The sequence below is a fragment of the Marinovum sp. genome (genome assembly GCF_034669705.1).
Taxonomy (GTDB): Bacteria; Pseudomonadota; Alphaproteobacteria; order Rhodobacterales; family Rhodobacteraceae; genus Marinovum.
In genome coordinates this window covers 36,459-59,603 of sequence record NZ_JAXMOR010000012.1, presented here as the reverse complement: position 1 = coordinate 59,603, position 23,145 = coordinate 36,459, and the positions used below count along the sequence as shown (strand labels likewise).

Here is a 23,145-nt window from a genome sequence, read left to right as displayed (position 1 = left end):
CCGGGCTTATCTGTGTCCAACCAGAACAGAAGGCCTGATACATGCTGCACCTCCCCTTTCCCGTCCGTGACGCCCAGGCAGGCGGCGGCGCGCGCGACCTCGGCGATCTGCCCGAATGGGACCTGACCGACCTCTATGGCGCAGAGGACGCCCCCGAACTCGCCCGCGATCTTGACTGGCTGGAACAGGAGTGCGCCGCGTTTGCCGCCGACTACGAAGGCAAGCTCGCCGCGCTCTCGGCCGAAGAATTCCTCACCTGCGTTCAGCGCAACGAAAAGATCAGCGCCATCGCCGGCCGCATCATGTCCTACGCCGGGCTGCGCTACTACCAGCAGACCACTGATGGCGGCCGCGCCAAGTTCATGTCGGACTGTCAGGAAAAGATCACCGATTACACAACCCCGCTGGTGTTCTTCACGCTCGAGTTGAACCGGCTGGAGGATGACCACCTCGCCGGCCTGCTCGAGCAGAACCGCGATCTCGCCCGCTATGCGCCGGTCTTCCGCCGCATCCGCGCGATGAAGGACCACCAGCTCTCGGACGAGCTGGAGAAGTTCCTGCATGATCTCGGCGTCGTCGGCGACGCCTGGGAGCGGCTCTTCGACGAGACCATCGCCGGGCTGCAGTTCGAGGTCGATGGCGAGGAGATGGGCATCGAGGCGACGCTCAACCTGTTGACCGAACAGGACCGCGCCAAGCGCGAGGCCGCCAGCCGCGAGTTGGCCCGGGTGTTCCAAGAGAACATCCGGATCTTCTCCCGCGTGCACAACACCCAGGCCAAGGAGAAGGAGGTCATCGACCGCTGGCGCAAGATGCCCTCGGCGCAGGCCGGCCGGCACCTGTCAAACGACGTCGAGCCCGAGGTGGTCGAAGCGCTGCGCAATGCCGTGGTCGCCGCCTACCCGCGTCTGTCGCACCGTTATTACGCGCTCAAGGCCAAATGGCTCGGCCTCGACCGCATGCAGGTCTGGGACCGCAACGCGCCGCTGCCAATGGAAGAGACCAAGATTGTCGGCTGGGAAGAGGCGCGCGCGATCGTGCAGGAGGCCTATGCCGGTTTCGATCCGCGCATGTCCGAGCTGTCGGAGCCGTTCTTTACCGACGGCTGGATCGACGCCGGGGTGAAACCCGGCAAGGCGCCCGGTGCCTTTGCCCATCCCACGGTCACCGACGTGCACCCCTATGTAATGCTGAACTACCTCGGCAAACCGCGCGATGTGATGACCCTGGCGCATGAGCTGGGTCACGGCGTGCACCAGCGGCTGGCGGCGGACCAGGGCGAGATGCTCTCCTCGACCCCGCTGACCCTGGCCGAGACCGCCTCGGTCTTCGGCGAGATGCTGACCTTCCGCAAGATGCTGGAAAAGGCCGAGACCAAGGAGGCGCGCAAGATCCTGCTCGCCGGCAAGGTCGAGGACATGATCAACACCGTGGTCCGGCAGATCGCCTTCTACGATTTCGAGTGCAAGCTGCATGACGCGCGGCGCGGCGGCGAGCTGACGCCCGAGGACATCAACGCGCTGTGGATGTCGGTGCAGGCCGAGAGCCTCGGCCCGGTGTTCGACTTCATGGAGGGCTACGAGACCTTCTGGGCCTATATCCCGCATTTCGTGCATTCGCCGTTCTACGTCTATGCCTATGCCTTCGGCGACGGGCTGGTGAACGCGCTTTACGCCGCTTACGAGGCGGAACCGGAGGGCTTTCAGGAGAAGTACTTCGACATGCTCAAGGCCGGCGGGTCGAAGCACCACAAGGAGCTGCTCGCCCCCTTCGGCCTCGACGCCTCGGACCCAGCCTTCTGGGACAAGGGGCTGTCGATGATCGAAGGCATGATCGACGAGCTCGAGGCGATGGAAGACTGACGGGTGCGGCGGGGTATCTTCGCCCCGCCTCTTCCACTGTTTGCCGCGATATCCGGGGCGGCGGCTGCTCGCGGGAAGCCGGGCTTCGGGTTCGATCGCCTTCTATATCCCGGCCAGGCCCGTAGACCCTCTATATGGATAGCCACCCGCAAGCAAAGCTGCCACTGGCCCGACGGCCTTCGGCCTTGTCCCGGGCCGGACCCTGGGCCCTGTCGCGTCCATGGAAATGCTTTGCCCCGCGCCCCTCGACAAAAGCCAGAGCGACCGCCACAAACACCCCATGCTGACGCTCGACAATATCCTCACCGACCGGGGGTCGAAATACGCCGTCTCCGGCGCGCCCTGCGGCTCGGAACAAGAGGAAAAAAAATCCTCAAGACCCTCAAGAAGCAAAAGAAATTTGCCAAGGCCACGCATAACACCTGGGGGCTTCTGCTTGCCGACACACCGATCAAGAGCGACGATGGCGAGGCCGGCGCCGGCAATGTGATCCTGCGGATGCTGGAGCGCGACGACATCCGCAATCACCTGGTGATCGTCACCCGCTGGTACGGCGGCAAGCACCTGGGCGGCGACCGTTTTCGTCATGTGCAAAGTGCCGTCCGCGCCTATCTCGAGGCCGCGGGGCTCGCCTGAGGCATCAGGCCGCGCGATTCTTCGGACCCAAAGCGCTTTTCGCGTGTTAGGTTCGCACATCGGCCACAAGCGGACCTTGCAGATGATCGACACCCAGACCTTTCTTTTGCGCGCGCTGATCGCCGTCGTGCTTGGCGGCATCATCGGCATCGACCGCGAGATCAAGAAAAAGCCTCTGGGCCTGCGGGCTTACATGCTGGTCGCCCTCGGCGCGGCGGCGGTCTGCATGATGTCGATCAACATGGCGGCCAAGGCCGAGACCGACGGGCTCGACTTTGACCTCTCGCGGGCGGTGCAGGGCATCGTCGGCGGCATCGGCTTTCTCGGTGCCGGCGCGATCATCAGCCGCAATGAAACCGGCCGGCTGCGCGGCGTCGCCAGCGGCTCGGCGATCTGGCTGGTGGGCGTGGTCGGCATCGGCGTGGGCTTTGGCCTGCTGATCGAATCCGCCGTCATCGCCGTGGCCGCGATGTTGATCCTCACCGTGGTGGCGGAGGCCCGCAACGGCACCGACTTCGAAAAAGCCGATTGATCACTGCAAGACGTAAGGCTGGCGCTGCCAGGCCCTGAGCGCATTGATCACCGCCTCGGGCTGCTCCAATGCCGGCAGATGCCCCGCGCCTTCGATCACCTCGAGCCGGGCGCAGGGGATCAGGGTCGACAGGAACTGGTGGCGTTTCACCGGCAGCGCCGCATTCTCGGCGCCGCAGAGCACCAGCGCCGGCACCTTGCACTTGCGCATCACCGCCTGCTGGTCCTTGCGGCGCATCAGCGCGCGGCTTTGGCGGGTGTAGATCTCGGACCCGAGATGCAGCCCCATGTCCAGCGCCAACCCCATGACATCGTTGCGATACGGCGCGACCGCCAGCCCGGCGGCAGTGATGTCGTCTTGCAGCACCTCGCGCAGCCGGCCAGTGCGGGCGCGGATGATCCGGCCCTCGCGCGCCGAGGCATCCTGCGGCGTCTCGGCCAGCGGCGAGGCATCGAGCAGGGCGATCCGCGTCACTCGGTCCGGCGCCCGGCGCATCAGCTCCATCGCCACCGCGCCGCCAAAGCCCATGCCTGCCACGCCGAATTTGGCCGGCGCGGCGGTCAGCAATGCCGAGGCGATCTCCTCGATGCGTTCGCCCTGGGTGACCGGCGCCACCATGATCGGCGTGTCAAAGCTCAGCGCCGCGACCTGCGGGCCAAAGACCCGCGCGTCACACATGAACCCCGGTAGAAATACGAGCGGTTCGCGCATCGCCGGTCCTGCCTCTCATCCCCTGCCCCACGTTGGCCGCGAGGTCTGCGCCGAGACTATCGCAAGCGCGCCCGAATGACACCGGCGATTCGCCAAAGCCTTGGCCGCCGGTGGACCTCCGCCGACGGCCCCTGAGAGACGCCGGCGGGTCCCGCTCACTGGCCGGTATCAGGCAGCCGCAGCCCCCGGAACGGCGGGAAATCCGCATAGCGTGCTTCACGCTCGGCCCGGCGCTCTGCGGGGTCAGTGCCGCGGCGCAACAGCAGGCCGCGCGGCGCGATGTAGCTGGAGATCGTCTTCCGGGGGTTCGGCCGCCAGGACAGGTTGAAGGCGCAGAGCTTGGGAAAGAACCAGATCTCGGAATAGTCGATGTGATCGTGCAGCCACCAGGCCAGGTCGCGCCAGTCACGCCCCGCCGCGTAGTGATCGGCGAACCAGGGGATGACGAGGCTCGCCCCGGCCACCGGCACCGCCGCGATGTCCCAGATGTGGCACTCCAGCGGGTGATCGTTGCGGGCGCAGTTGAGCCGGTTTTCGTTGCCGAACCGGTTGAGTTCGGGCGACCGGTATCCTGACCGGATCGCAACCCGCCCGAAGGTCTCCTCGAGCGGGTCGAGCAGTTCGGTGCAGAACGCCCGGCCGCGCCGCAGCGCCAGATCGGGGCGTTCGGGGATGTTCGGGATGCGGTGAACATTGCCGATCTCGGAGTAGAGAAACTCCCGCATGTAGAAATACCGGCTCAGCCGCGCGCGCCCGAGGGTCTCGAGGCTCCACATGCTGACCGGCTTGCGCATCAGGACAGCCCTCTGCGCCGGTCACAAGCGACCGGCCACAAGGCCCCGGCGGCCTCAGCCAAAACCGTTCCAGCAAAAGGCACCATCGTCGGCCAGCGGCGAGAACGGGTTGTAAGCCACCTCCCAGATCGTGCCCTCTGGATCAGCGAAATAGCCGTGATAGCCGCCCCAGGGCGTCTCTTGCGGGGTCTTCAGCACGGTGGCACCCGCCGCCTCGGCCCGTTGCATCAGGTCTTCAACCTCCTCGTTGCTGCGCAGGTTGTGGCCCAGGGTCATCGCGCCGCGACCCAGGGTGCCTGCGGCCACGCCGATCTCTTCGGCCAGCGCCTCCAGCGGATAGAGCCCCAGCGTCTGGCCGATCAGGTCAAAGGCCACCACGCAATCGGGCGCTTCGACCCGGGTCCAGCCCAGCCGTTCGTAGAAGGCCGCGGTGGTTGCCATGTCCTGCACACCGAGGGTTATCAGGGATACGCGCTGTTCCATCTTGATCTCCAGAGGTTAAGGCTTCGTGAACATACCATGAACAAAGCGCGCTGTCCGGTCAAAAAAGCGAGCCTTGCTCCGGCGGCTTCCGGAGTGGTCTGGCGCGTGACGGCTTGCCGGCGCCGAGCTTCAGCCGGCCGTCGGCAAACTCGATCTCAAGGCCGGTGGCCTCTTCGGCCGCGGCCTTGCTCGTCACCACGCCGGCATCGCCGCGCACCACCGCATAGCCGCGCTGCAACGTGGCGCGGTAGCCCAGGGTTTCGCGCAGGCGGTCGGTTGCCTCAAGCCGCGTCCGCAGATCGCCCACCTGCCGTGCGCCAGCTTCGGTGATGCGTGAGAAAGCGCGATCAACCTTTTCTTTATGCGCAGAAATATCTTTCTCCACAGCCCGCGTGGACAGCTTCAGACTGGCCAGTTTGTCGGCCTTCTGCGTCACCCCGCGCTGTAACGCCGGCGCAAGCCGTACCGCCAGCTGGTCAAGCCGCCGCCGCTCGTTCGTCAGCATTCGCCGCAGTGCAGAAGCCTGCAGCGCGCCGGCGCAATCCGACAGCATCACCCGCCGCCGCGCAACCCCGCGTTCCAGCGCCACCGGCAGCCGGTCGCCCCAGGTGTCGAGCCTCTGGCGCGGCCCTTCGACCAGGCTCTCGGCGCGTGGCAGGGCGCGCGACAGGTCCCTCAGGCGCTGGCCGCGCTGCGACATCGCACCGGAGAGCCCCTGCGCCAGCCGGCCGCCCTGGCCCTCGAGCCAGGCCAGCAGTTCCAGCCGCACCGGCACCGCCATCTCGGCCGCTGCGGTGGGGGTCGGGGCGCGCCGGTCGGCGACATGGTCGATCAACGTGGTGTCGGTCTCGTGACCCACCGCCGAGATCAGCGGGATCTCAGAGGCCGCCGCCGCCCGGGCGACGATTTCCTCGTTGAAGCCCCAGAGATCCTCGATCGACCCGCCACCGCGGGCCACAATCAGCAGGTCGGGCCGCGGCAAGGCGCCGCCGGGCTTGAGCGCATTGAATCCGGCGATGGCGCGGGCGACCTCCGGGGCGCATTTCGCGCCCTGCACCGCCACCGGCCAGATCAGCACCTTGCGCGGAAACCGGTCGCGCAGCCGGTGCAGGATATCGCGGATCACTGCCCCGCTGGGCGACGTGACAACGCCAATGATTTCAGGCAGATACGGAAGCTTCTTCTTGCGATCCGCGGCAAAGAGACCTTCGGCATCAAGCAGCGCCTTGCGCTTTTCCAGCATCGCCATCAGCGCGCCGACGCCGGCCGGCTTGATGTCCTCGATCACCATCTGGTACTTCGACTGGCCGGCAAAGGTGGTGACGCGGCCGGTGGCGACCACCTCCATGCCTTCCTCGGGCAAGGTGGTCAGCCGGGCCGCCACGCCCTTCCAGACCACACCCGACATCACCGCGCGATCATCCTTGAGATCCAGATAGATATGGCCCGATCTTGGCCGCGAGACCCGGCCCACTTCGCCGCGGATGCGGACATGGCCGAACTCGCCCTCGATCACCCGTTTGATCGCCCCCGAGATCTCGGAGACACTGAATTCCGGTGCGTTCAGCCCGTCTGGCGCATCATCGATCAGGTCTGACATTCTGGCTCGCTTGTATCTGCTCGGGGCTGACCCTAAAACGCCACGCAACAAAGGCCAAGCGGAGAGCGCCCATGAACATCCTCATTCTCGGAAGCGGCGGGCGCGAGCACGCCCTGGCCTGGGCGGCGCTGCAGAACCCGAAATGCGACAAGCTGATCGTGGCGCCGGGCAATGCCGGCATCGCCCAGATCGCCACCTGCGCCAATGTCGATATCGAGGACGCCGGCGCGGTGCTGGCGCTGGCCGAGGCCGAGACCATCGATTTCGTCATCGTCGGCCCCGAGGCGCCGCTGGCCAAGGGCGTGGCGGACCGGCTGCGCGACGCCGGGCTGCTGGTCTTTGGTCCGTCGAAAGAGGCCGCAAGGCTCGAGGCCTCGAAGAGCTTTACCAAGGAGATCTGCGACGCGGCGCAAGCGCCGACCGCCGGCTACGCGCATTTCACCGATGCGGAAAAAGCCAAGGATTACATACGTGCGCAAGGCGCGCCGATCGTGGTCAAGGCCGATGGTCTGGCCGCCGGCAAGGGGGTGATCGTGGCGATGGACGTCGAGACGGCGCTCGACGCCATCGACGACATGTTCGGCGGCGCCTTTGGTGCGGCCGGCGCCGAGGTGGTGATCGAGGAGTTCATGGACGGCGAGGAGGCGAGCTTCTTCCTGCTCTGCGACGGTGAGACCGCCCTGCCGATCGGCACGGCGCAGGATCACAAACGGGTCGGCGAAGGCGACACCGGGCTGAACACCGGCGGCATGGGGGCCTATTCTCCGGCCCCGGTGCTGACCGACGCGATCGCGCAGCAGGCACTCGACGAGATCGTCAAGCCGACGCTCAAGGTGATGGCCGAGCGCGGCATGCCCTACCAGGGCGTGCTCTATGCCGGGCTGATGATCAGGGACGGCCGCGCGCGGCTGGTGGAATACAACGTGCGCTTCGGTGATCCGGAGTGCCAGGTGCTGATGCTGCGGCTGGGCGCGCAGGCGCTTGACCTGATGCATGCGGCGGCGGAAGAGCGGCTGGCGGACGCACAGGTCAATTGGGCCGACGACCATGCGATGACGGTGGTGATGGCCGCCAACGGCTATCCCGGTGCCTATGAAAAAGGCAGCGTCATCAAGGGGCTGGACGCGCTTCCCGAGGACAGCAGCAACATGGTGTTTCACGCCGGCACCACCGCAAAGGACGGGCAGATCACTGCGACCGGCGGCCGGGTGCTGAACGTCACCGCCCGTGGCGCGACGCTGGCAGAGGCGCGCGAGCGTGCCTATGCCATGGTCGAGGCGATCGACTGGCCGGGCGGCTTCTACCGCTCCGACATCGGCTGGCGCGCGCTCTAGCGCTTGAGCCCCTGGGCGTAGTCGACCAGCTGGTCGACCACCACGCCCCAGCCCTCGTAAAAGCCCATGTCCTTGTGCGCCTGGGCCTTTTCCGCCGTACGGTGGCGGGCGGTCGCGGTATAGACCGTGCCGCCGTCCTCGGTGGGCTCCAGGTCGAGAATCGCGGTCATGAAGGGGTCCTCGGCCGGTTTCCAGCCCTCGGTATACGTGTCGGTAAAGACCAGCCGCCGCTCCGGCACGATCTCAAGATAGACGCCATCGTTGTCCATCCGGTTGCCCTCGACCTCGAAGGTGGTGTTGAACTTTCCGCCGACCCGCAGGTCGATGTCGCACCCGACCACCTTGTGCGGCTTGGGGACAAAGAAATGCGGGATGTGCTCGGGTGAGGTCCAACACGTCCAGACCAGCGCCGGCGGGATCGGCAGGGTGCGGGTAAAGCTCAGATCGGTTTCAGGGTCGAGTTGCATGGTGGCCCTCCACTGCCAGCGATTGCGATCGGCCGACTATTCGCCGGAACCCGACCTCATGCAATGATTTGCAGCACTTAGGCTGTGAAAAACAGCGTCCGGTGCATTCTTCGGGAAAGCCGAAAGGTCCATTTGGCCGGCGGCGCCCGACAGAGCTTGCCCGCATGGTCGCAGTTGGCTTATTGGAAGTGGTATACCATTGCGCACCACAGCGGAGACCAAGAGCATGAGCACACGTGTTGACAGGGCCGGACTGGCCGTCGACGAGGTTCTGGCGGCGTTCATCGAGGACAAGGCCCTGCCTGGCTCCGGTGTCTCGGCCGAGGATTTCTGGCAAGGGCTGTCGGACCTTGCGCATGACATGGGTCCGAAAAACCGCGCGCTGCTGGACAAGCGCGAAGAGATCCAGACCCAGATCGACACCTGGCACAAGGGCCGCGCCAACCAGCCGCATGATGCCAAGGCCTACAAGGCGTTTCTCGAACAGATCGGCTATCTGCTGCCGGAAGGCGCGGATTTCGAGATCGAGACCACCAATGTGGACCCCGAGATCGCGCTGGTGCCCGGCCCGCAACTGGTGGTGCCGGTGACCAATGCGCGCTTTGCGCTCAACGCCGCCAATGCCCGCTGGGGCTCGCTCTATGATGCCTTCTACGGCACCGATGCGATGGGCGCGCTGCCGCCCAAGGGTGGCTATGACCGCGGCCGTGGCGCGCGGGTTGTGGCGCGCGCCCGGGTGTTTCTCGACGAGGCCTTCCCGATCGAAGGCGGCAGCCACGCCGATGCGCGGCGCTACCACGTGCAGGACGGCGCGCTGCTGATCGACGACATGCCGCTGGCCGAGCCTGACAAGTTCGCCGGCTACCGCGGCCACCCCAAGGCACCGGAGGCGGTGCTGCTGCGCAACCACGGGCTGCATGTCGAGTTGGTCTTTGACCGCACCGCAATGATCGGCGCCCGTGACCAGGCGGGGCTGGCCGACGTGGTGATCGAGAGCGCGGTCTCGGCGATCATGGATTGCGAAGACAGCGTGGCCTGCGTCGATGCCGAAGACAAGGTGCTGGCCTATGGAAACTGGCTGGGGCTGATGAAGGGCGATCTGGAGGCGCGCTTTCAGAAAGGCGGCAAGACCCAGACCCGCCGGCTGAACGAGGACCGTACCTATACCGCGCCCGATGGGGGCGAGATCACCGTCAAGGGCCGCGCCCTCCTCTGGGTGCGCAACGTCGGCCACCTGATGACCAACCCGGCGATCCTGACCCGCGATGGCGAGGAGATTTTCGAAGGGCTGATGGATGCGATGGTGACGGTGCTGATCGCCAAGCACGACCTGAACCGCGAGGGCGGCAACTCGACCGAGGGCTCGGTCTATGTGGTCAAGCCCAAGATGCACGGACCTGAGGAAGTGGCCTTCACCGACGCGATCTTCGACCAGGTCGAGAAAGCGCTGGGTTTGCCGCAGCACACCGTCAAGATCGGGATCATGGACGAGGAGCGCCGCACCACGGTGAACCTCAAGGAATGCATCCGTGCCGCCAAGCACCGGGTGGCCTTCATCAACACCGGCTTCCTCGACCGCACCGGCGACGAGATCCACACCTCGATGGAGGCCGGGCCGTTCTCGCGCAAGGATTTCATCAAGCGCAAGGCCTGGATCACCGGTTACGAAAACCAGAACGTCGATATCGGCCTCGAATGCGGGCTGCAGGGCAAGGCGCAGATCGGCAAGGGCATGTGGGCGATGCCCGACGCCATGGCCGCGATGCTGGAGGCCAAGATCGAGCACCCCAAGAGCGGCGCCAACTGCGCCTGGGTGCCCTCGCCGACTGCCGCCACGCTGCACGCGCTGCATTACCACAAGGTCGATGTCTTCGCGGTGCAGGACAAGCTGAAGAAGGCCGGCCGCCGCGCCTTTGTCGAGACCATCCTCGACATTCCGATGGCCTCCTATCGCGCCTGGACCGATGACCAGGTGCAGCGCGAGGTCGAGAACAACGCGCAAGGCATCCTCGGCTACGTGGTGCGCTGGATCGATCAGGGGGTCGGCTGCTCCAAGGTACCCGATATCCACGACGTGGCGCTGATGGAGGACCGGGCGACCTGCCGGATCTCGGCCCAGCACATCGCCAACTGGCTGCACCACGGCGTGGTCAGCGAGGCGCAGGTGCGCGCGGCGATGGAGAAGATGGCGGCGGTGGTCGACGGCCAGAACCAAGATGACCCCGCCTATCGGCCCATGGCGCCGGATTTCGACGGCATCGCCTTTCAGGCCGCCTGCGATCTGGTGTTCAAGGGCCGCGAGCAGCCTTCGGGCTATACCGAGCCGGTGCTGCACGCGCGGCGGCTGGAGCTGAAGGCGGCGCAGGGTTAGGTTTCGGCGGCGCACGCGCTGCGCAAACGCCTCTAGGGTGCGCATGTCCTGCGCACCCCGTTGCCGCCGGGCTTAGCCCTTGTTGATCTCGGACACAGCCAGATTGGTCAGCTTGGAGTTCGCGGCCTTTTCCTGATCGAGGATCTCGGTCAGCAGGTCATGCGCCTCGGACTGGCCCAGAACCTTGGCCCATTCGCGCAGCGTGCCGTAGCGGGCGATCTCGTAATGCTCCACTGCCTGACAGGCCGCCAGCAGCGCGGCGTTCTTGGCCTCGCCCTTCATCTCCTTCATGATGCCCTCGGTCTCTTTGATCAGACCGTCGATGGCATCGCATTTTTCGCCCTTGGGCTTCTTGCCGATGCTCTTGAAGACCTTCTCCAGCGTCTTGACCTGACCCTTGGTCTCTTTCAGGTGCTCCGAGATCGCCGATTTCAGCTTCTTGCCGTTGGCCGAGTCCTCGACCTTCGGCAGCGCCTTCACCAGTTGGTTCTCGGCGTAGTAAATGTCCTGCAGCGTGTGCTCGAAGGCATCCGACAGCGTTTTCATGACAAACCCTTTCATTGGTTACCTCCGGCGAACGCCACCTGTCGGCCAAGGTTCCACGGCCCCCGAAGATATCGCAGCGGACGTGCGGACCGCCGCCGACCGAGGCCGTCCGGGCGGGCCAGCCCTTGCGCTCAAACGCCGGGCAGCTTGACCCCGCCGGCCGCGCTGACCCGGCGTTGGGCGTTGTAAACTCGCGGCCGCCGGCCCTATATTGGGCCGAACCCTGTGAGTGAGGCCCCGCATGACGCGCCCCATTGTCGGCATCATCGGCAACCAATACCTGATCAACGATCAATACCCGGCGCATGCGGGCGGCACGATGAACTCCGAGGCGATCTCGCTGGTCTCGGGCTGCATGCCGCTCTTGATCCCGGCCGATCCGCGGTTTCTGTCAGTCGCCGAGCTGCTCGAGACCTGCGACGGCTTCCTGCTCACCGGCGGCCGGCCCAATGTCCACCCAGAGGAATACGGCGAGGCCGCAACCGAGGCGCATGGCGCCTTTGACCGCGCCCGCGATGCCATTGCCCTGCCGCTGGTGCGGGCCTGTGTCGAGCGTGGCCAGCCGTTCCTCGGCATCTGTCGCGGCTATCAGGAGGTGGCGGTGGCGATGGGCTCGACCCTGCACCCCGAGATCCGCGATCTGCCCGGGCGGATGAACCACCGGATGCCGCCGGACGGCACCATCGAGGAGAAATTCGCCCTGCGTCACAAGGTGCGCTTTACCGAAGGCGGCGTCTTTCACCGGCTGATGGGCGCGCCGGAGGTGATGACCAACACCCTGCACGGCCAGGGCGTGATGCAGGCGGGCAAACGCTTTGTCATCGATGGCTGGGCACCGGATGACACGCCGGAGGCCGCCTATATCAGCGATGCGCCGGGCTTTACCCTCGCGGTGCAATGGCATCCGGAGTGGGACGCGGCCAATGACCCGGTGTCACGGCCGCTGTTCACGGCCTTCGGCGACGCCGTGCGCGCCTGGTCCGAGGCGCGCCGGCCGATACGGGCAAGCGCCTGAAATCACTGACACGGGCCGGGGTTCAGGCGGTCGGCGGCCAGTGCGCCGGGCGCAGCCGCGGCCGCGTGGTCTCGATCGGCTGGCAATAGCTCTGCTGGCCCAGCCAATGCGCCATGTCGCGGCGCTTGGCCTCTGACCGCATCGGCCCCCAATCGGCCGCCACCCCGCGCCAGCGGCTGTCCTTGAGCGAGATCGCCTGGTCGCGCGGCACGGTGCGCGCCATGATCCTGAGCGCGCAGGAGAGATTGGCGGCACCGTCGCGCAACTCCGCCCCGGTGGTGGCCGCGCATTTGTTGAAATGCGCGGTGCCGGGCAGGATTTGCAACAGCCCGTGCCACAGACCACCGCCGCCCACCGCCTGCGGCCGCCAGGTGCTCTCGTATTTCGCGAGGGTCGAGGCGAACCCGGCCCAGAACGCCGCCCGCGCCCGCGGCGGGTTGTCGGGATAGGCCGGGCACCAATGTTCGATGTCGCGCGGCACGGTTTCGACCAGCGGGCGGGCGTGGCCCTGTTCCAGCGCGCTCAGCATCACCCGGGTCCAGAGCGCCGCCTGCTGCGTGCCCGAGGGCCAGCGCATGCGCGGCGCACGCACCGCGCGCGGCGCCGGGCGCAGGCTGGCATCCGGGGCGAGTGCGGAAATCTTCGTCACCTCGGGGAGCGTGGCCGCTGCGACCGGCGTTTCGGCCAGCGCGCCGAGCGGCAACAGCAGGAACGGAATCGACAGCAATCCTTGGCGCATGGTCGTAACCCCAGCATTACGCGCGACAAATGACAAATCGATGCCGCAATGCAGCGGCCTTTGCGTAAAATTTGCCATTCTCTATCTTTGTCCTGCCACGACAGCGCCCAAAACGCCAGCCAGTTTGGCCTCAGCGAAAATACACGACTGGTTGATACATATGTTGCAGGCCCTCTCCGCACTGACCCGAAAGACCCGCACCGCGGTGCAGCAGGCCACCGGCCGCAGCCGCGCCGCGCCGCCCGCGGCCGTCCAGCCCGGCGGGCTGTCCTCGGCCCTGCTCGGCCGCTTGGGCCGGCCGCTCTGCGACGAGACCCGCGAGCTTTCGGAATGCCAGGCGCTGCTCGACTGGGGCCGCGACCTGGCCCGTCAGGACCGTTGGGAGCGGTTGGGCACGCTGATTGCCCAGGCCGATGGCACCCGCAAGACCACCTTCGCCGGCACGCCGGAGGCCGAGCTTCTGGCCGCTGGCGCCCGCTCCGACCTGAGCCGCGCGCTCGACACCGCCTCCTCTGCCGGGGCGCTGTCGCGGGGCCACCGGATGTTTGCCGGGCTGCAGGCGATGGATGACCTGGTGTCTGAGTTCGCCGGCGACGCCGGCATTGCCGCGGTTGTGGCGCTGAGCCACATGGACGCCGGCTGGGCCTGGTACAAGCAGGGCTGGCAGCGTGGCCGGCCGGAGCAGCATCTCGACCGGTTCCGCGCCGCCTTTGCCCGCGCCGAGGAGATCCTTGCGCCCTTTGCCGATCAGGCCGCCGGCTCGCCCCTGATCGCCTCGACCCGCTGCGCGTTGCTGGCCGGCCAGCCCGGCGCCGAGGCACATGTGGTGGGTGCCTATGAGACCCTGATCGCCCAGGCACCGACCGTGCCGGGCCATATGCGCGCCTTCGGGTTGCACCTGCTGCCCTGCTGGTTCGGCAGCTACGCGGCGCTCGACCTCGCCGCCCGCCGGATGGCCGCCGCCACCGGTGCGACCTGGGGCTGCGGCGCCTATGCCTGGGTCTGGTTCGACGCGCTGCTGCAGGACCGCGACGCCTTTGCCGCGCTGGATGCGGAGTTCCTGATCGAAGCCATCGACGACATCCTCACCCGCCATCCCGATCAGCACATGGTGAACCTGCTGGCCGCCTTCCTAAGCCAGATCCTCGCCCGCGAGACCGGCCCGGACCGCAGCCAGCGCCGGTTGCTGGAGAAGATGCGCAACCGGCTGATCCGGGCCGAGATGACCGAGACCCATGGCTGGGTCTGGTCGCTCACCGACATCGGCTATGCCACCCCCGGCAGCAGCCACGGCGGCGCCCGCACCGACGCCGAGACCGGCGCGCATCACGCCTGGGCGGCGCTGAGCACGGTTCTGTCTCGCGATCTGCGGCGGATCTCGACCCGGCCCAGCCCGGCGCCGTGAGGGGTGCCGCGCAGGCCTGTAGTTCGGCCGCGCTCCGCCGGTCCTGCCACCCCGCCCCGAGCCAGATCGGAGGCCTTTCTGCCCGTCCCACCGAATGCGTGTCGCGCGGCACGGTCGAGATCCCGGGTCAAGCCAGGCACGGGGGCGCGCGGGACCGTTGACGGCCCGGAACCACACCCTCCCGCTGTCCCTGCAGTCCGAGCCTTGACCGCCCCCGGGACCGCGAGGTCCCGGGTCAACCGCGGGACGGGAGGCGCGTGCGACCGCTGACGCCCCGAAAGGCCAACCCGAGCGGTCCATGCAACCCGAGCCTTGACCGTCTTGCACCGCAAGGTCTCTCGCCCGGCCGGCATCAAGCAGGAACTCTTGCGCCCGTCGGGACGAGACTGCACTTGCCCCCCTCCCGCCCCTGCCCTAGAACCCGTTTCGTTCCGAAAGCAAGGAGACGGCCATGCTGGACCTGACATATGAGACCCCCAAACCCAAGGTGATCGCCGGGGCCAAGCACGACTGGGAGCTGGTGATCGGCATGGAGGTCCATGCCCAGGTCTCCTCTCAGGCCAAGCTGTTTTCCGGTGCCTCGACGCAATTCGGCGCCGAACCCAATTCCAACGTCGCCTTCGTCGATGCCGCCATGCCCGGCATGCTGCCGGTGATCAATGAGTACTGCATCGAGCAGGCGGTGCGCACCGGGCTGGGATTGAAGGCGCAGATCAACCTGAAATCGGCCTTCGACCGCAAGAACTACTTCTACCCCGACCTGCCGCAGGGGTACCAGATTTCCCAGCTCTACGAGCCGCTTGTCGGCGAAGGCGAAGTGCTTGTCGAGCTTGGCGACGGCACAGCCCGGCTGGTGCGGATCGAGCGTATCCACGTCGAGCAGGACGCCGGCAAGTCGATCCACGACATGGACCCGAACATGTCCTTCGTCGACCTCAACCGCACCGGCGTGGCGCTGATGGAGATCGTCTCGCGCCCCGACATCCGCGGCCCAGAGGAGGCGGCGGCCTATGTGGTCAAGCTGCGGCAAATCCTGCAGTACCTCGGCACCTGCGACGGCAACATGCAGAACGGCAACCTGCGGGCCGACGTTAACGTCTCGGTCTGCCGGCCCGGCCAGTACGAAAAGTATCAGGCGACACAGGATTTCGGTCACCTCGGCACCCGCTGCGAGATCAAGAACATGAACTCGATGCGCTTTATCCAGGCCGCGATCGACTATGAGGCCAAGCGCCAGATCGGCATCCTCGAAGCCGGCGGCGCGATCGACCAGGAAACCCGGCTCTACGACCCGGACAAGGGCGAGACCCGCTCGATGCGGTCGAAGGAAGAGGCGCATGACTACCGCTATTTCCCCGACCCCGATCTGCTGCCGCTCGAGATCGAGCAGGCCTGGGTCGACGACATCGAGAAGAACCTGCCGGAGCTGCCCGACGAGAAGAAGGCGCGGTTCATCAAGGATTACGGCCTGTCGGACTACGACGCCTCGGTGCTGACCTCAGAGACCGCCTCGGCCAACTACTTCGAGAAGGTGGCAGACGGCCGCGACGGCAAGATGGCCGCCAACTGGGTGATCAACGAGCTCTTCGGCCGGCTGAAGAAGGAAGACCACAGCCTCGCCGACAGCCCGGTCAGCCCCGAGCAGCTCGGCGGCATAATCGCGCTGATCCAGAAGGGCGAGATATCCGGCAAGATCGCCAAGGATCTCTTCGAGATCGTCTATACCGAGGGCGGCGACCCGGCCAAGATCGTCGAGGACCGCGGCATGAAGCAGGTCACCGACACCGGCGCCATCGAGACCGCGGTGGACGAGGTGATCGCCGCCAACCCGGCGCAGGTGGAGAAGGCCAAGGCCAACCCCAAGCTCGCCGGCTGGTTCGTCGGACAGGTGATGAAGGCCACCGGCGGCAAGGCCAACCCCAAGGCGGTGAACGAGATCGTGAGCGCCAAGCTCGGGCTCTGAGCCCATGCGCCTGCGCGACGTCCTGCTGATCCACAACGAGCGGGTGAAGCTGCTGGCCAGCTTCGCCAATGCCATCGCGCTGGGGCTGATCGCCTTTGCCATTTTGCGGCCGCTGACCGCCGGGACCCTGCGTTTCGACGGTCTGACCGCGGTCTGGGGCAGCATCGGACTGGCAATTCACGGGCTTTCGCACTATATTCTGGGTATGCTTCGCAAGGAGGAGCCCGATGATGAGCTTTGAGATCGCAGTCCCCCTGATGGCCCTCGCGGTCGTGGGCGTGGGTATCCTCATTCTCAAGCGTGACACCCGGCGGCTTGACGCGCGCCTCGAACGCGCCCGCCACCGCCACCCCGCCGAGTGAGCCCCCCGGTCGAATGACCGGAGGCTGCCGAATGACCAGAGGCTGCGCTTTGCCGCGCGTCGCCCCGCTTTCGTGACCTGACACCGGCCGGCCCGGCCGCTGGCGTTGGTCTGGCCCCTGCCCCGTTTTCAGTCTGGCCCGCGCCCAGTGTCCCGACCGGCCCCTGACGGCCGCCGACCCCCGCCGAGAGCGATTGCGCTCGGGCGGGAAATATGCTCTTGGGCGGCCATGACGAGATATGATTACAAGGTGGTTCCCGCCCCGGTCCAGGGGCGCAAGGCCAGGGGCGTGAAGGGCGCGGAGTCACGCTTCGCCTTTGCGCTGGAATGCGTGATGAACGATCTGGCCGGCGACGGTTGGGAATATGTCCGCGCCGAGACGCTGCCCAGCGAAGAGCGCCAGGGGCTGTCGGGCCGGACCACGGTGTTCCGCAACCTGCTGGTTTTCCGGCGGCCGCGCGAGGACGAGGTCGAGGCCTTTGCACCGCGTCTGCTCGACCCACCGAAAGAGATCCCCGTGCTCGATGCGGCGCGGGCGTTGAAGGCCGATGACGGCCGCGACGCGCGGTCCGGGCAGGACGCACGGTTCGAGGAAGGTGAGGCGAAGGCTGTGCCCGAGGCAGCCGGTTCCGATGCGCCGGAGGATGCGGTCGGTACGGAGGATGCAGCGGTCGAACAGGACCGCGAGGCGCCTTCCAAGTCGTGAGCGGCAGGTGGGTTGCAAACCCACCCTACGGCGCGTTGTCGCGGTCGTGAGCGGCAGGTGGGTTGCAAACCCACCCTACGACGCGTTGTCGCGGTCGTGGGCGGCAGGTGGGTGGAAAACCCACCCTACGGCGCGTTCTCGCGGTCGTGAGCGGCAGGTGGGTTGCAAACCCACCCTACGACGCGTTGTCTCGGTCGTGAACGGCAGGTGGGTGGAAAACCCACCCTACGGGGTGTCGAGGTCGAGCGCGAGGGCGTGGATGGCGGCAATCAGTTCGGGACCGAGGGCGGCGTGAACCGCACGGTGCCGGGCCAGGCGCGACTGGCCGGCAAAGGCTTCGGCGCGCAGCCGTACCTTGAAGTGGCTTTCGCCGCCTTCCTGAAACCCGGCGTGGCCGCGATGGGCCTCGCTTTCGTCTTCCACATGCAGTTCGGCCGGCGCGAAGGCCTGCGTCAGCCTTTGGCGAATTTCCTCTGATCTCGTCATCATTTTGGCCCCGGCCCCTTCCCTCTGGTTGCCGATGGTCTAAACTGCCACGTCCGAGTCGAAAAGGTGCGAACCATGAGTAAATCAGACCCCTTCGGATTTGATATGTCCGTGTCCTCAGCCAAGAAGAAAAATCCGCGCGGCCGGCGCGGCATGTCGGGGGCGTCAGAGACCTCGCAACGCGTCTGCGACCACGACGGCTGCGCGGAACGGGGCCTTTATCGCGCCCCCAAGGCGCCTGATGTGCTCGATGATTTCTTCTGGTTCTGCAAGGATCACGTGCGCGAATACAATGCGAAGTGGAGCTTCTTCGACGGCAAGACCGAGGCCGAGATGAACGCGCAGGAAAGCGCCGACAAGGTCTGGGAACGCAAGACCAAAGGCTGGCGCGATCCTGAGGCCAAGGCCTGGGCCCGGCTCGGCATCGAGGACCCGCACCAGGTGCTGGGCCAGAACGCCACCCGCAACCCCGGTCGCGGTGCCGCCGCCGGTGGCCGCCGTCTGCCGCCGACCGAGCGCCGGGCGATCGAGATCCTCGAGGCCAAGGAGAACTGGACCAAGGTCGAGATTCGCAAGGCCTACAAGGCGCTGATCAAGGTGCTGCACCCGGACATGAACGGCGGCGACCGCAGCCAGGAAGACCAGCTGGGCGAGGTCATGTGGGCCTGGGAGCAGGTCAAGGACAGCCGGAGCTTTCCCGACAAGTGAGGCCTGATGGGGGCTCTGCCCCCGTCGCCGCTGGCGACTCCCCCGAGGGTATTTGTGAACAGAAGAAGGGCTGGACCCGCGGGGCGCGCGGGCCGGTCCTTTTTCATTTGTGGACACTGTGTCAGGCGGGGCGGAATTTCAGCGAGACGCCGTTGAGGCAGTGACGCTTGCCGGTGGGCTGCGGGCCGTCGTCGAAGATATGGCCCAGATGCGAGCCGCAGCGGCGGCAATGGCACTCGGTGCGGCTGATGAAGAGCTTGCGGTCGCGCTTGGTGCGGATCGCATCGTTCAGCGCCATCCAGAAGCTTGGCCAGCCGGTGCCGCTGTCGTACTTGTGCTCGGAGGCATAGAGCGGCAGGTCGCAGCCGCGGCAGAGATAGGTACCGGGTGCGGTCTGGTCGTGCAGCGGCGAGGAATACGGCGGCTCGGTATCCTCCTCGCGCATCACCGCGTATTGCAGCTCGGTCAGCATGCCGCGCCATTCCGCCTCGGTGCGGGTGATCTCGAAGGTTTGCTCCTGCGCCCGTGCGGCGGCAGGCAGGCCGAGCGCGGCGGCGCTGGTCAGCAGAAAATGGCGTCGGTCGAGGGACATCGGTCTCTCCTGTGTCGGGGCGCGGGCGGCCCGGCCCTGAGGCCGCCTCGTCTGGATAGACGTGCGGCGGGCGGTGGAAGTTCCGTTTCGCCGCGCCGCAGCGGTCACAAAGCGGTGACGGCGCCTGTCGCCAGCACCGCGCCGGTGGGCTGACCGGTGGGCGAGCCGCCGGCCGGTTCGTCTGAGATCGCCAGCACCGCGCCTTCGAGGCTGGCCCGCAGATCCGCCGGCAGATCGAGCCTCACCACCGTGCCGGCATCGAGCAGGCCGAGCGAGACCGGCGGGTTCCCGCCCTGGATCAGCCAGAGCTCGCGGGCGCGGCCGGCGTCCGGGAAGAGCCCGACCAGCTCGGCCTCGATCGCCCCGCTCTCGGGGTCGAGCGCGATGCGGGCGACCTGGCCCGCGGTCTCGCTGCTGAGCTCGGCGGTCAGTGGCAGCGGCACCGGCTCGAGCCAGCCGAAGCGCAGGGCGGCAAAGGCAAGCCCCGCGGCCAGCGCCGTGCCGATCACCGCGGTGCCGAGGTTGAGCCGCTTCCAGAACGGCACATGCGGACCGTAGGCGCGGGCGCGGATCGCCGGCCAGAGGCTGGCGGGCGGGCGCACCGCCTCGGCCGCGTCGGCCAGGGTTGCGAAATGCTCGGCCCAGAGATCGCAGGCGCGGCGCAGGTCGGGCTCGAGAAACAGCCGGCCGGCGAAGGCGTCCTCTTCCGGCTCCGACAGCAGGCCAAGCACGTATTCCGCGGCCAGCACGCTGTCGTCGTCGGGGATGTCTGTCATCTCGCTCATCGGGTCAGGCAGGCTCTCAGGCTCAGCAGGCTGCGGCGCAGCCAGGTTCTCATGGTGTTGAGCGGCACCGCGAAATGCGTCGCCAACTCGGCATAGGTGGCGCCCTGCAAGTAGGCGCGGCGCACCGCATCGGCCTTGTCCTCGGCCAGTTCCTCGAGACAGGCAGCGATGCGGGCGCGCTCATCCTTCTGCTGCAGGCTCTCGGCCGGGCCGGGGGCGTGGCTCTCGAGCCGGTCGATCACGGTCTCGTCGCCATCGGCGTTGTCGGTGGCGGCGGTGCGGCGTTTGCGCAGCAGGTCGATGGAATGGTTGCGGGCGATGGTGATCAGCCAGGTCATCGGTTGCACGCGGCCGGGCTGATAGGCATCGGCGCGGTTCCAGATCTTCACGTAGACATCCTGTAGCGCATCCTCTGCCTGGGCTCGGTCAGACAAGATACGCAGGCAGATGCCGAAGAGTTTCGCGGAGGTGGCCGAATAGAGCTCGGCAAAGGCCTTGCGGTCGGCCAGCGAGACCCGGGTCAGCAATCTCTCTAGGTCTTGGGCCGCCACGGGATCGATCCTTTCCACACAAGGACTTCAGGATAGGCGCTCGCCCCCGCGAGGCAAGGGTGGATCGATTTCGCCACCCCCTCCCCTTGCCACTGCGACGAATATGGTGCACCAACCGGAGCGCAGAACAGGCGATCAGGCACCGGAAAGGACGCAGCCATGGCGGACGGGCAGATGGACCCCAATACCAGACCTTCCGAGGAGATCTCGGTCCGCGATGTCTTTGGCATCGATACCGACATGGTGGTCAAGGGCTTTGCCGACCGCAGCGAGAGGGTGCCCGACGTCGACAGCACCTACAAGTTCGACCCCGATACCACGCTGGCCATTCTGGCGGGGTTTTCGCACAATCGCCGGGTGATGATCCAGGGCTATCACGGCACCGGGAAGTCGACCCATATCGAACAGGTGGCCGCGCGGCTCAACTGGCCGGCGGTGCGGGTCAACCTCGACAGCCATATCAGCCGCATCGACCTGATCGGCAAGGATGCGATCAAGCTGAAAGAGGGCAAGCAGGTCACCGAGTTCCAGGAAGGCATCCTGCCCTGGGCGCTGCGCACGCCCACCGCCATAGTGTTTGACGAGTATGACGCCGGCCGCGCCGACGTGATGTTCGTGATCCAGCGGGTGCTCGAGGTTGACGGCAAGCTGACGCTGCTCGACCAGAACCAGGTGATCCACCCGCACCCCTATTTCCGCATCTTTGCCACCGCCAATACCGTGGGCCTCGGCGACACCACGGGCCTCTATCACGGCACCCAGCAGATCAACCAGGGCCAGATGGACCGCTGGAGCCTGGTGGCGACGTTGAACTACCTCTCGATCGATGCCGAATGCGCCATCGTTCTGGCGAAATGCCCGCATTACAACACCGAGAAGGGCCGCCGGAAGGTCAAGCAGATGGTCACCGTGGCCGATCTGACCCGGACCGCCTTCATGAACGGTGATCTCTCGACGGTGATGTCGCCCCGGACGGTGATTGCCTGGGCGCAGAACGCCGAGATCTTCCGCAACGTGGGCTATGCCTTCCGGGTGTCCTTCCTCAACAAATGCGACGAGCTCGAGCGCCAGACCGTGGCCGAGTTCTACCAGCGCTGTTTTGACGAGGAACTGCCGGAAAGCGCGGCGAGCCTGAGCCTCGGCTAGCTCTTCGGGCCCTGGCCGCCCCTCTTCGCGACATTGAGCAGCGGCGCCTTCGGGCGCCGTTTCTGCGTTTGCAGCCGTGACTTTGGAACGACGCAACAGAAAGTTTTCATTCTGCCTGATTTGTGACACGAAATATTAGTGTTACGCTCAAATCATGAGCGGTATGAAAACTTTAGCCTTGTGTTTCGCGCTGGCGGCGCTCGTTTTGCCGCCGCCGGCGCGCGCCCTGCCCTTGGCCCCGGATCATCCGGTGATCGCCTTTGCCACCTGTGCCGGGCGGCTCTCAGCGACGATGGAACACCAGTGGATGTTTGACGGCCCGGGCTCGGAACGGACCGAGGCGCAGCGGGCGGCGATGATCTCTCTGCTGGAGGCGGTCATGCCGGCGGAGCTGGGCCGCGAGGTGCTGCATCTCAGGCTCGAGGCCAAGTTTGCCCAGGCCGCGCTGCTGGCACGGGCCCGCTTTAACGACGATGCCGAGGATGCCGTCAGGGCCGGAGCGCTGGCCGGGCTGCGGCTGGCGGAATGCACCGGGATGCTGCTGAGCTGAGCCGCATGGACCGATAGAATCCTATATACTTTGTATATGCTTTTTTGTTGACCGCAGCGGGACGGCCGGCTTAGCCTGAGAGGATGATCCTCATGTACCGCCCCTGCCTGGCGGTGGGTTTTCTGGTTGTCATGACCTGTACCGCCGCACTTGCCGCCCCGCCGCCCGCGGGCGACCGGGCCGAAGCCTTTGCGGTCTGCGCCGGGCGGCTCTCGGCGCTCTCGGTGCGGCAAGCGGCCGAGGGCGATCCGGCCTCGGCGGTGACCGGTCAGATGAGCGCCGATTTCGACATGCTGCTCGCCGCCGTGCTGCCAGAGGCCGACAGCGACACGCAGGCGCAGCGCTGGAGGGTCGACGGCTGGCTGCAGATCGCGCACTTGCTGGCACGCAACCAGTACGCCGACACCCCGCGAAGACGGGACCTGGCAGCAGTGCGCATGGCGCAGCGGATCGACACCTGCCGGCGGATGATCCTCGGTCGGTGACAGGTGCGCGGTTCGGGGCCGTGCCCAAGACGGCGCGCGCGCGTCGATGCCTGGCGCGACGTCCCGGTCGAACCGGTGATGTGCTGGCATTCCTTGGCCCTCTCCGGCGTGGGCTGAGGGCGCAACTAAAGTACGGTGGATCGATCCCTTTTCCCGGCCCATCTCGTCCGGCCAGACCTCGTGCGGCCAGACCTCGTGCGGCCAGGCCTCGTCCGACCAGCTCCGCATGGCCACCGCCAGGGAGCGCCTGAAATCCGCGGCCCTCCTCTCTGGCCATTGCCTGCGCGAGCGATTACGTTGACGCTGTTTCAATCCCG

Annotated in this window: 25 protein-coding genes and 1 pseudogene; 15 read left to right on the top strand and 11 right to left on the bottom strand. The window is 66.7% G+C overall.

Annotated features, from left to right (window positions below; genetic code table 11):
• Window positions 1-41: 41 nt before the first annotated feature.
• From VOI27_RS10625 to VOI27_RS10615, 3 genes and pseudogenes are all read left to right on the top strand, one after another.
• Complete coding sequence (locus VOI27_RS10625) at window positions 42-1,862, top strand: M3 family oligoendopeptidase (protein WP_323765313.1); 1,821 nt, start codon at window positions 42-44, stop codon at window positions 1,860-1,862.
• 280 nt (window positions 1,863-2,142) lie between these two features.
• Window positions 2,143-2,498, top strand: a pseudogene (locus VOI27_RS10620) (YigZ family protein).
• Between the two features lie 82 nt (window positions 2,499-2,580).
• Window positions 2,581-3,030, top strand: coding sequence for an MgtC/SapB family protein (locus tag VOI27_RS10615; protein WP_323765312.1), 450 nt, complete (start codon window positions 2,581-2,583; stop codon window positions 3,028-3,030).
• Here the strand turns inward: VOI27_RS10615 and VOI27_RS10610 are convergent, their stop codons facing one another.
• The 4 genes from VOI27_RS10610 to xseA form a co-directional block, all read right to left on the bottom strand.
• Window positions 3,031-3,741, bottom strand: a complete 711-nt coding sequence (locus VOI27_RS10610; RefSeq protein ID WP_323765311.1) for an alpha/beta fold hydrolase — start codon at window positions 3,739-3,741, stop codon at window positions 3,031-3,033. It lies immediately after the preceding gene.
• A gap of 155 nt (window positions 3,742-3,896) precedes the next feature.
• Window positions 3,897-4,517, bottom strand: a complete 621-nt coding sequence (locus tag VOI27_RS10605) for a hypothetical protein (RefSeq protein ID WP_323765373.1) — start codon at window positions 4,515-4,517, stop codon at window positions 3,897-3,899.
• A 72-nt stretch (window positions 4,518-4,589) separates the two neighbouring features.
• On the bottom strand, window positions 4,590-5,018 hold the full coding sequence (locus tag VOI27_RS10600) for a VOC family protein (protein ID WP_323765310.1): 429 nt from the start codon (window positions 5,016-5,018) through the stop codon (window positions 4,590-4,592).
• Between the two features lie 58 nt (window positions 5,019-5,076).
• Window positions 5,077-6,618 carry an exodeoxyribonuclease VII large subunit gene (xseA, locus tag VOI27_RS10595; RefSeq protein WP_323765309.1) on the bottom strand — a complete coding sequence of 514 codons (1,542 nt, stop codon included), beginning with the start codon at window positions 6,616-6,618 and terminating at the stop codon, window positions 5,077-5,079.
• 71 nt (window positions 6,619-6,689) lie between these two features.
• Here xseA and purD point away from each other — a divergent pair, with 71 nt between their 5' ends.
• Window positions 6,690-7,952 carry a phosphoribosylamine--glycine ligase gene (gene purD / locus VOI27_RS10590; protein ID WP_323765308.1) on the top strand — a complete coding sequence of 421 codons (1,263 nt, stop codon included), beginning with the start codon at window positions 6,690-6,692 and terminating at the stop codon, window positions 7,950-7,952.
• Here purD and VOI27_RS10585 read toward each other — a convergent pair.
• Window positions 7,949-8,419 (bottom strand): SRPBCC family protein, encoded by a 471-nt coding sequence (locus VOI27_RS10585; protein ID WP_323765307.1) that lies wholly within the window; start codon window positions 8,417-8,419, stop codon window positions 7,949-7,951. The genes purD and VOI27_RS10585 overlap by 4 nt on opposite strands.
• 226 nt (window positions 8,420-8,645) lie before the next feature.
• Here VOI27_RS10585 and VOI27_RS10580 point away from each other — a divergent pair, with 226 nt between their 5' ends.
• A complete protein-coding gene (locus VOI27_RS10580; RefSeq protein ID WP_323765306.1) occupies window positions 8,646-10,790 on the top strand; it encodes a malate synthase G in 2,145 nt (714 codons plus the stop codon).
• Window positions 10,791-10,862: 72 nt separating this feature from the next.
• Here VOI27_RS10580 and VOI27_RS10575 read toward each other — a convergent pair whose 3' ends face one another.
• A complete protein-coding gene (locus VOI27_RS10575; RefSeq protein WP_416374669.1) occupies window positions 10,863-11,351 on the bottom strand; it encodes a ferritin-like domain-containing protein in 489 nt (162 codons plus the stop codon).
• A 226-nt stretch (window positions 11,352-11,577) separates the two neighbouring features.
• Between VOI27_RS10575 and VOI27_RS10570 the strand changes: the two genes are divergently transcribed.
• Entirely contained in the window at window positions 11,578-12,351 is a 774-nt protein-coding gene (locus tag VOI27_RS10570; protein WP_323765305.1) for a gamma-glutamyl-gamma-aminobutyrate hydrolase family protein, read from the top strand.
• Window positions 12,352-12,373: 22 nt separating this feature from the next.
• Here VOI27_RS10570 and VOI27_RS10565 read toward each other — a convergent pair whose 3' ends face one another.
• The gene (locus VOI27_RS10565; RefSeq protein WP_323765304.1) at window positions 12,374-13,090 is read right to left on the bottom strand and encodes a hypothetical protein; all 717 of its coding nucleotides are present in this window, start codon (window positions 13,088-13,090) and stop codon (window positions 12,374-12,376) included.
• Window positions 13,091-13,250: 160 nt separating this feature from the next.
• On the opposite strand from VOI27_RS10565, the gene VOI27_RS10560 reads away from it, so the two are divergent.
• The 5 genes from VOI27_RS10560 to VOI27_RS10540 all read left to right on the top strand — a co-directional run bounded on the left by VOI27_RS10560 (window position 13,251) and on the right by VOI27_RS10540 (window position 17,525).
• Window positions 13,251-14,495, top strand: a complete 1,245-nt coding sequence (locus VOI27_RS10560; protein WP_323765303.1) for a hypothetical protein — start codon at window positions 13,251-13,253, stop codon at window positions 14,493-14,495.
• Window positions 14,496-14,946: 451 nt separating this feature from the next.
• Window positions 14,947-16,458 carry an Asp-tRNA(Asn)/Glu-tRNA(Gln) amidotransferase subunit GatB gene (gene gatB, locus VOI27_RS10555; protein ID WP_323765302.1) on the top strand — a complete coding sequence of 504 codons (1,512 nt, stop codon included), beginning with the start codon at window positions 14,947-14,949 and terminating at the stop codon, window positions 16,456-16,458.
• 4 nt (window positions 16,459-16,462) lie between these two features.
• Window positions 16,463-16,699: a hypothetical protein gene (locus VOI27_RS10550; RefSeq protein WP_323765301.1), complete on the top strand. Its 237-nt coding sequence runs from the start codon at window positions 16,463-16,465 to the stop codon at window positions 16,697-16,699.
• Window positions 16,689-16,820, top strand: a complete 132-nt coding sequence (locus tag VOI27_RS10545; RefSeq protein WP_323765300.1) for a hypothetical protein — start codon at window positions 16,689-16,691, stop codon at window positions 16,818-16,820. Before VOI27_RS10550 ends, VOI27_RS10545 begins: the two co-directional genes overlap by 11 nt.
• Window positions 16,821-17,048: 228 nt before the next feature.
• Window positions 17,049-17,525 (top strand): DUF4177 domain-containing protein, encoded by a 477-nt coding sequence (locus VOI27_RS10540; protein ID WP_323765299.1) that lies wholly within the window; start codon window positions 17,049-17,051, stop codon window positions 17,523-17,525.
• Between the two features lie 225 nt (window positions 17,526-17,750).
• On the opposite strand, the gene VOI27_RS10535 is transcribed toward VOI27_RS10540, so the two are convergent.
• Window positions 17,751-18,011, bottom strand: a complete 261-nt coding sequence (locus tag VOI27_RS10535) for a BolA family protein (protein WP_323765371.1) — start codon at window positions 18,009-18,011, stop codon at window positions 17,751-17,753.
• A 75-nt stretch (window positions 18,012-18,086) separates the two neighbouring features.
• Here VOI27_RS10535 and VOI27_RS10530 point away from each other — a divergent pair, with 75 nt between their 5' ends.
• Entirely contained in the window at window positions 18,087-18,719 is a 633-nt protein-coding gene (locus VOI27_RS10530) for a DnaJ domain-containing protein (protein ID WP_323765298.1), read from the top strand.
• 121 nt (window positions 18,720-18,840) lie between these two features.
• Here the strand turns inward: VOI27_RS10530 and msrB are convergent, their stop codons facing one another.
• The 3 genes from msrB to VOI27_RS10515 all read right to left on the bottom strand — a co-directional run bounded on the left by msrB (window position 18,841) and on the right by VOI27_RS10515 (window position 20,647).
• Window positions 18,841-19,311: a peptide-methionine (R)-S-oxide reductase MsrB gene (gene msrB / locus VOI27_RS10525; RefSeq protein WP_323765297.1), complete on the bottom strand. Its 471-nt coding sequence runs from the start codon at window positions 19,309-19,311 to the stop codon at window positions 18,841-18,843.
• 104 nt (window positions 19,312-19,415) lie between these two features.
• Window positions 19,416-20,096, bottom strand: coding sequence for an anti-sigma factor domain-containing protein (locus VOI27_RS10520; RefSeq protein ID WP_323765296.1), 681 nt, complete (start codon window positions 20,094-20,096; stop codon window positions 19,416-19,418).
• On the bottom strand, window positions 20,093-20,647 hold the full coding sequence (locus VOI27_RS10515; protein WP_323765295.1) for a sigma-70 family RNA polymerase sigma factor: 555 nt from the start codon (window positions 20,645-20,647) through the stop codon (window positions 20,093-20,095). Before VOI27_RS10515 ends, VOI27_RS10520 begins: the two co-directional genes overlap by 4 nt.
• 159 nt (window positions 20,648-20,806) lie before the next feature.
• On the opposite strand from VOI27_RS10515, the gene cobS reads away from it, so the two are divergent.
• The 3 genes from cobS (at window position 20,807) to VOI27_RS10500 (ending at window position 22,828) form a co-directional block, all read left to right on the top strand.
• Window positions 20,807-21,793: a cobaltochelatase subunit CobS gene (gene cobS / locus VOI27_RS10510; RefSeq protein ID WP_323765294.1), complete on the top strand. Its 987-nt coding sequence runs from the start codon at window positions 20,807-20,809 to the stop codon at window positions 21,791-21,793.
• A 163-nt stretch (window positions 21,794-21,956) separates the two neighbouring features.
• Complete coding sequence (locus VOI27_RS10505; RefSeq protein ID WP_323765293.1) at window positions 21,957-22,343, top strand: hypothetical protein; 387 nt, start codon at window positions 21,957-21,959, stop codon at window positions 22,341-22,343.
• Window positions 22,344-22,435: 92 nt separating this feature from the next.
• Window positions 22,436-22,828, top strand: a complete 393-nt coding sequence (locus tag VOI27_RS10500; RefSeq protein ID WP_323765292.1) for a hypothetical protein — start codon at window positions 22,436-22,438, stop codon at window positions 22,826-22,828.
• Window positions 22,829-23,145: the final 317 nt, after the last annotated feature.

What these genes read in the sequence shown, in the direction of transcription:
- VOI27_RS10625 (WP_323765313.1), top strand. Translation starts at nt 42, where the DNA reads ATGCTGCACCTCCCCTTTCCCGTCCGTGACGCCCAGGCAGGCGGCGGC.
- VOI27_RS10615 (WP_323765312.1), top strand. Translation starts at nt 2,581, where the DNA reads ATGATCGACACCCAGACCTTTCTTTTGCGCGCGCTGATCGCCGTCGTG.
- VOI27_RS10610 (WP_323765311.1), bottom strand. Translation starts at nt 3,741, where the DNA reads ATGCGCGAACCGCTCGTATTTCTACCGGGGTTCATGTGTGACGCGCGG.
- VOI27_RS10605 (WP_323765373.1), bottom strand. Translation starts at nt 4,517, where the DNA reads ATGTGGAGCCTCGAGACCCTCGGGCGCGCGCGGCTGAGCCGGTATTTC.
- VOI27_RS10600 (WP_323765310.1), bottom strand. Translation starts at nt 5,018, where the DNA reads ATGGAACAGCGCGTATCCCTGATAACCCTCGGTGTGCAGGACATGGCA.
- xseA (WP_323765309.1), bottom strand. Translation starts at nt 6,618, where the DNA reads ATGTCAGACCTGATCGATGATGCGCCAGACGGGCTGAACGCACCGGAA.
- purD (WP_323765308.1), top strand. Translation starts at nt 6,690, where the DNA reads ATGAACATCCTCATTCTCGGAAGCGGCGGGCGCGAGCACGCCCTGGCC.
- VOI27_RS10585 (WP_323765307.1), bottom strand. Translation starts at nt 8,419, where the DNA reads ATGCAACTCGACCCTGAAACCGATCTGAGCTTTACCCGCACCCTGCCG.
- VOI27_RS10580 (WP_323765306.1), top strand. Translation starts at nt 8,646, where the DNA reads ATGAGCACACGTGTTGACAGGGCCGGACTGGCCGTCGACGAGGTTCTG.
- VOI27_RS10575 (WP_416374669.1), bottom strand. Translation starts at nt 11,351, where the DNA reads ATGAAAGGGTTTGTCATGAAAACGCTGTCGGATGCCTTCGAGCACACG.
- VOI27_RS10570 (WP_323765305.1), top strand. Translation starts at nt 11,578, where the DNA reads ATGACGCGCCCCATTGTCGGCATCATCGGCAACCAATACCTGATCAAC.
- VOI27_RS10565 (WP_323765304.1), bottom strand. Translation starts at nt 13,090, where the DNA reads ATGCGCCAAGGATTGCTGTCGATTCCGTTCCTGCTGTTGCCGCTCGGC.
- VOI27_RS10560 (WP_323765303.1), top strand. Translation starts at nt 13,251, where the DNA reads ATGTTGCAGGCCCTCTCCGCACTGACCCGAAAGACCCGCACCGCGGTG.
- gatB (WP_323765302.1), top strand. Translation starts at nt 14,947, where the DNA reads ATGCTGGACCTGACATATGAGACCCCCAAACCCAAGGTGATCGCCGGG.
- VOI27_RS10550 (WP_323765301.1), top strand. Translation starts at nt 16,463, where the DNA reads ATGCGCCTGCGCGACGTCCTGCTGATCCACAACGAGCGGGTGAAGCTG.
- VOI27_RS10545 (WP_323765300.1), top strand. Translation starts at nt 16,689, where the DNA reads ATGAGCTTTGAGATCGCAGTCCCCCTGATGGCCCTCGCGGTCGTGGGC.
- VOI27_RS10540 (WP_323765299.1), top strand. Translation starts at nt 17,049, where the DNA reads ATGACGAGATATGATTACAAGGTGGTTCCCGCCCCGGTCCAGGGGCGC.
- VOI27_RS10535 (WP_323765371.1), bottom strand. Translation starts at nt 18,011, where the DNA reads ATGACGAGATCAGAGGAAATTCGCCAAAGGCTGACGCAGGCCTTCGCG.
- VOI27_RS10530 (WP_323765298.1), top strand. Translation starts at nt 18,087, where the DNA reads ATGAGTAAATCAGACCCCTTCGGATTTGATATGTCCGTGTCCTCAGCC.
- msrB (WP_323765297.1), bottom strand. Translation starts at nt 19,311, where the DNA reads ATGTCCCTCGACCGACGCCATTTTCTGCTGACCAGCGCCGCCGCGCTC.
- VOI27_RS10520 (WP_323765296.1), bottom strand. Translation starts at nt 20,096, where the DNA reads ATGAGCGAGATGACAGACATCCCCGACGACGACAGCGTGCTGGCCGCG.
- cobS (WP_323765294.1), top strand. Translation starts at nt 20,807, where the DNA reads ATGGCGGACGGGCAGATGGACCCCAATACCAGACCTTCCGAGGAGATC.
- VOI27_RS10505 (WP_323765293.1), top strand. Translation starts at nt 21,957, where the DNA reads ATGAAAACTTTAGCCTTGTGTTTCGCGCTGGCGGCGCTCGTTTTGCCG.
- VOI27_RS10500 (WP_323765292.1), top strand. Translation starts at nt 22,436, where the DNA reads ATGTACCGCCCCTGCCTGGCGGTGGGTTTTCTGGTTGTCATGACCTGT.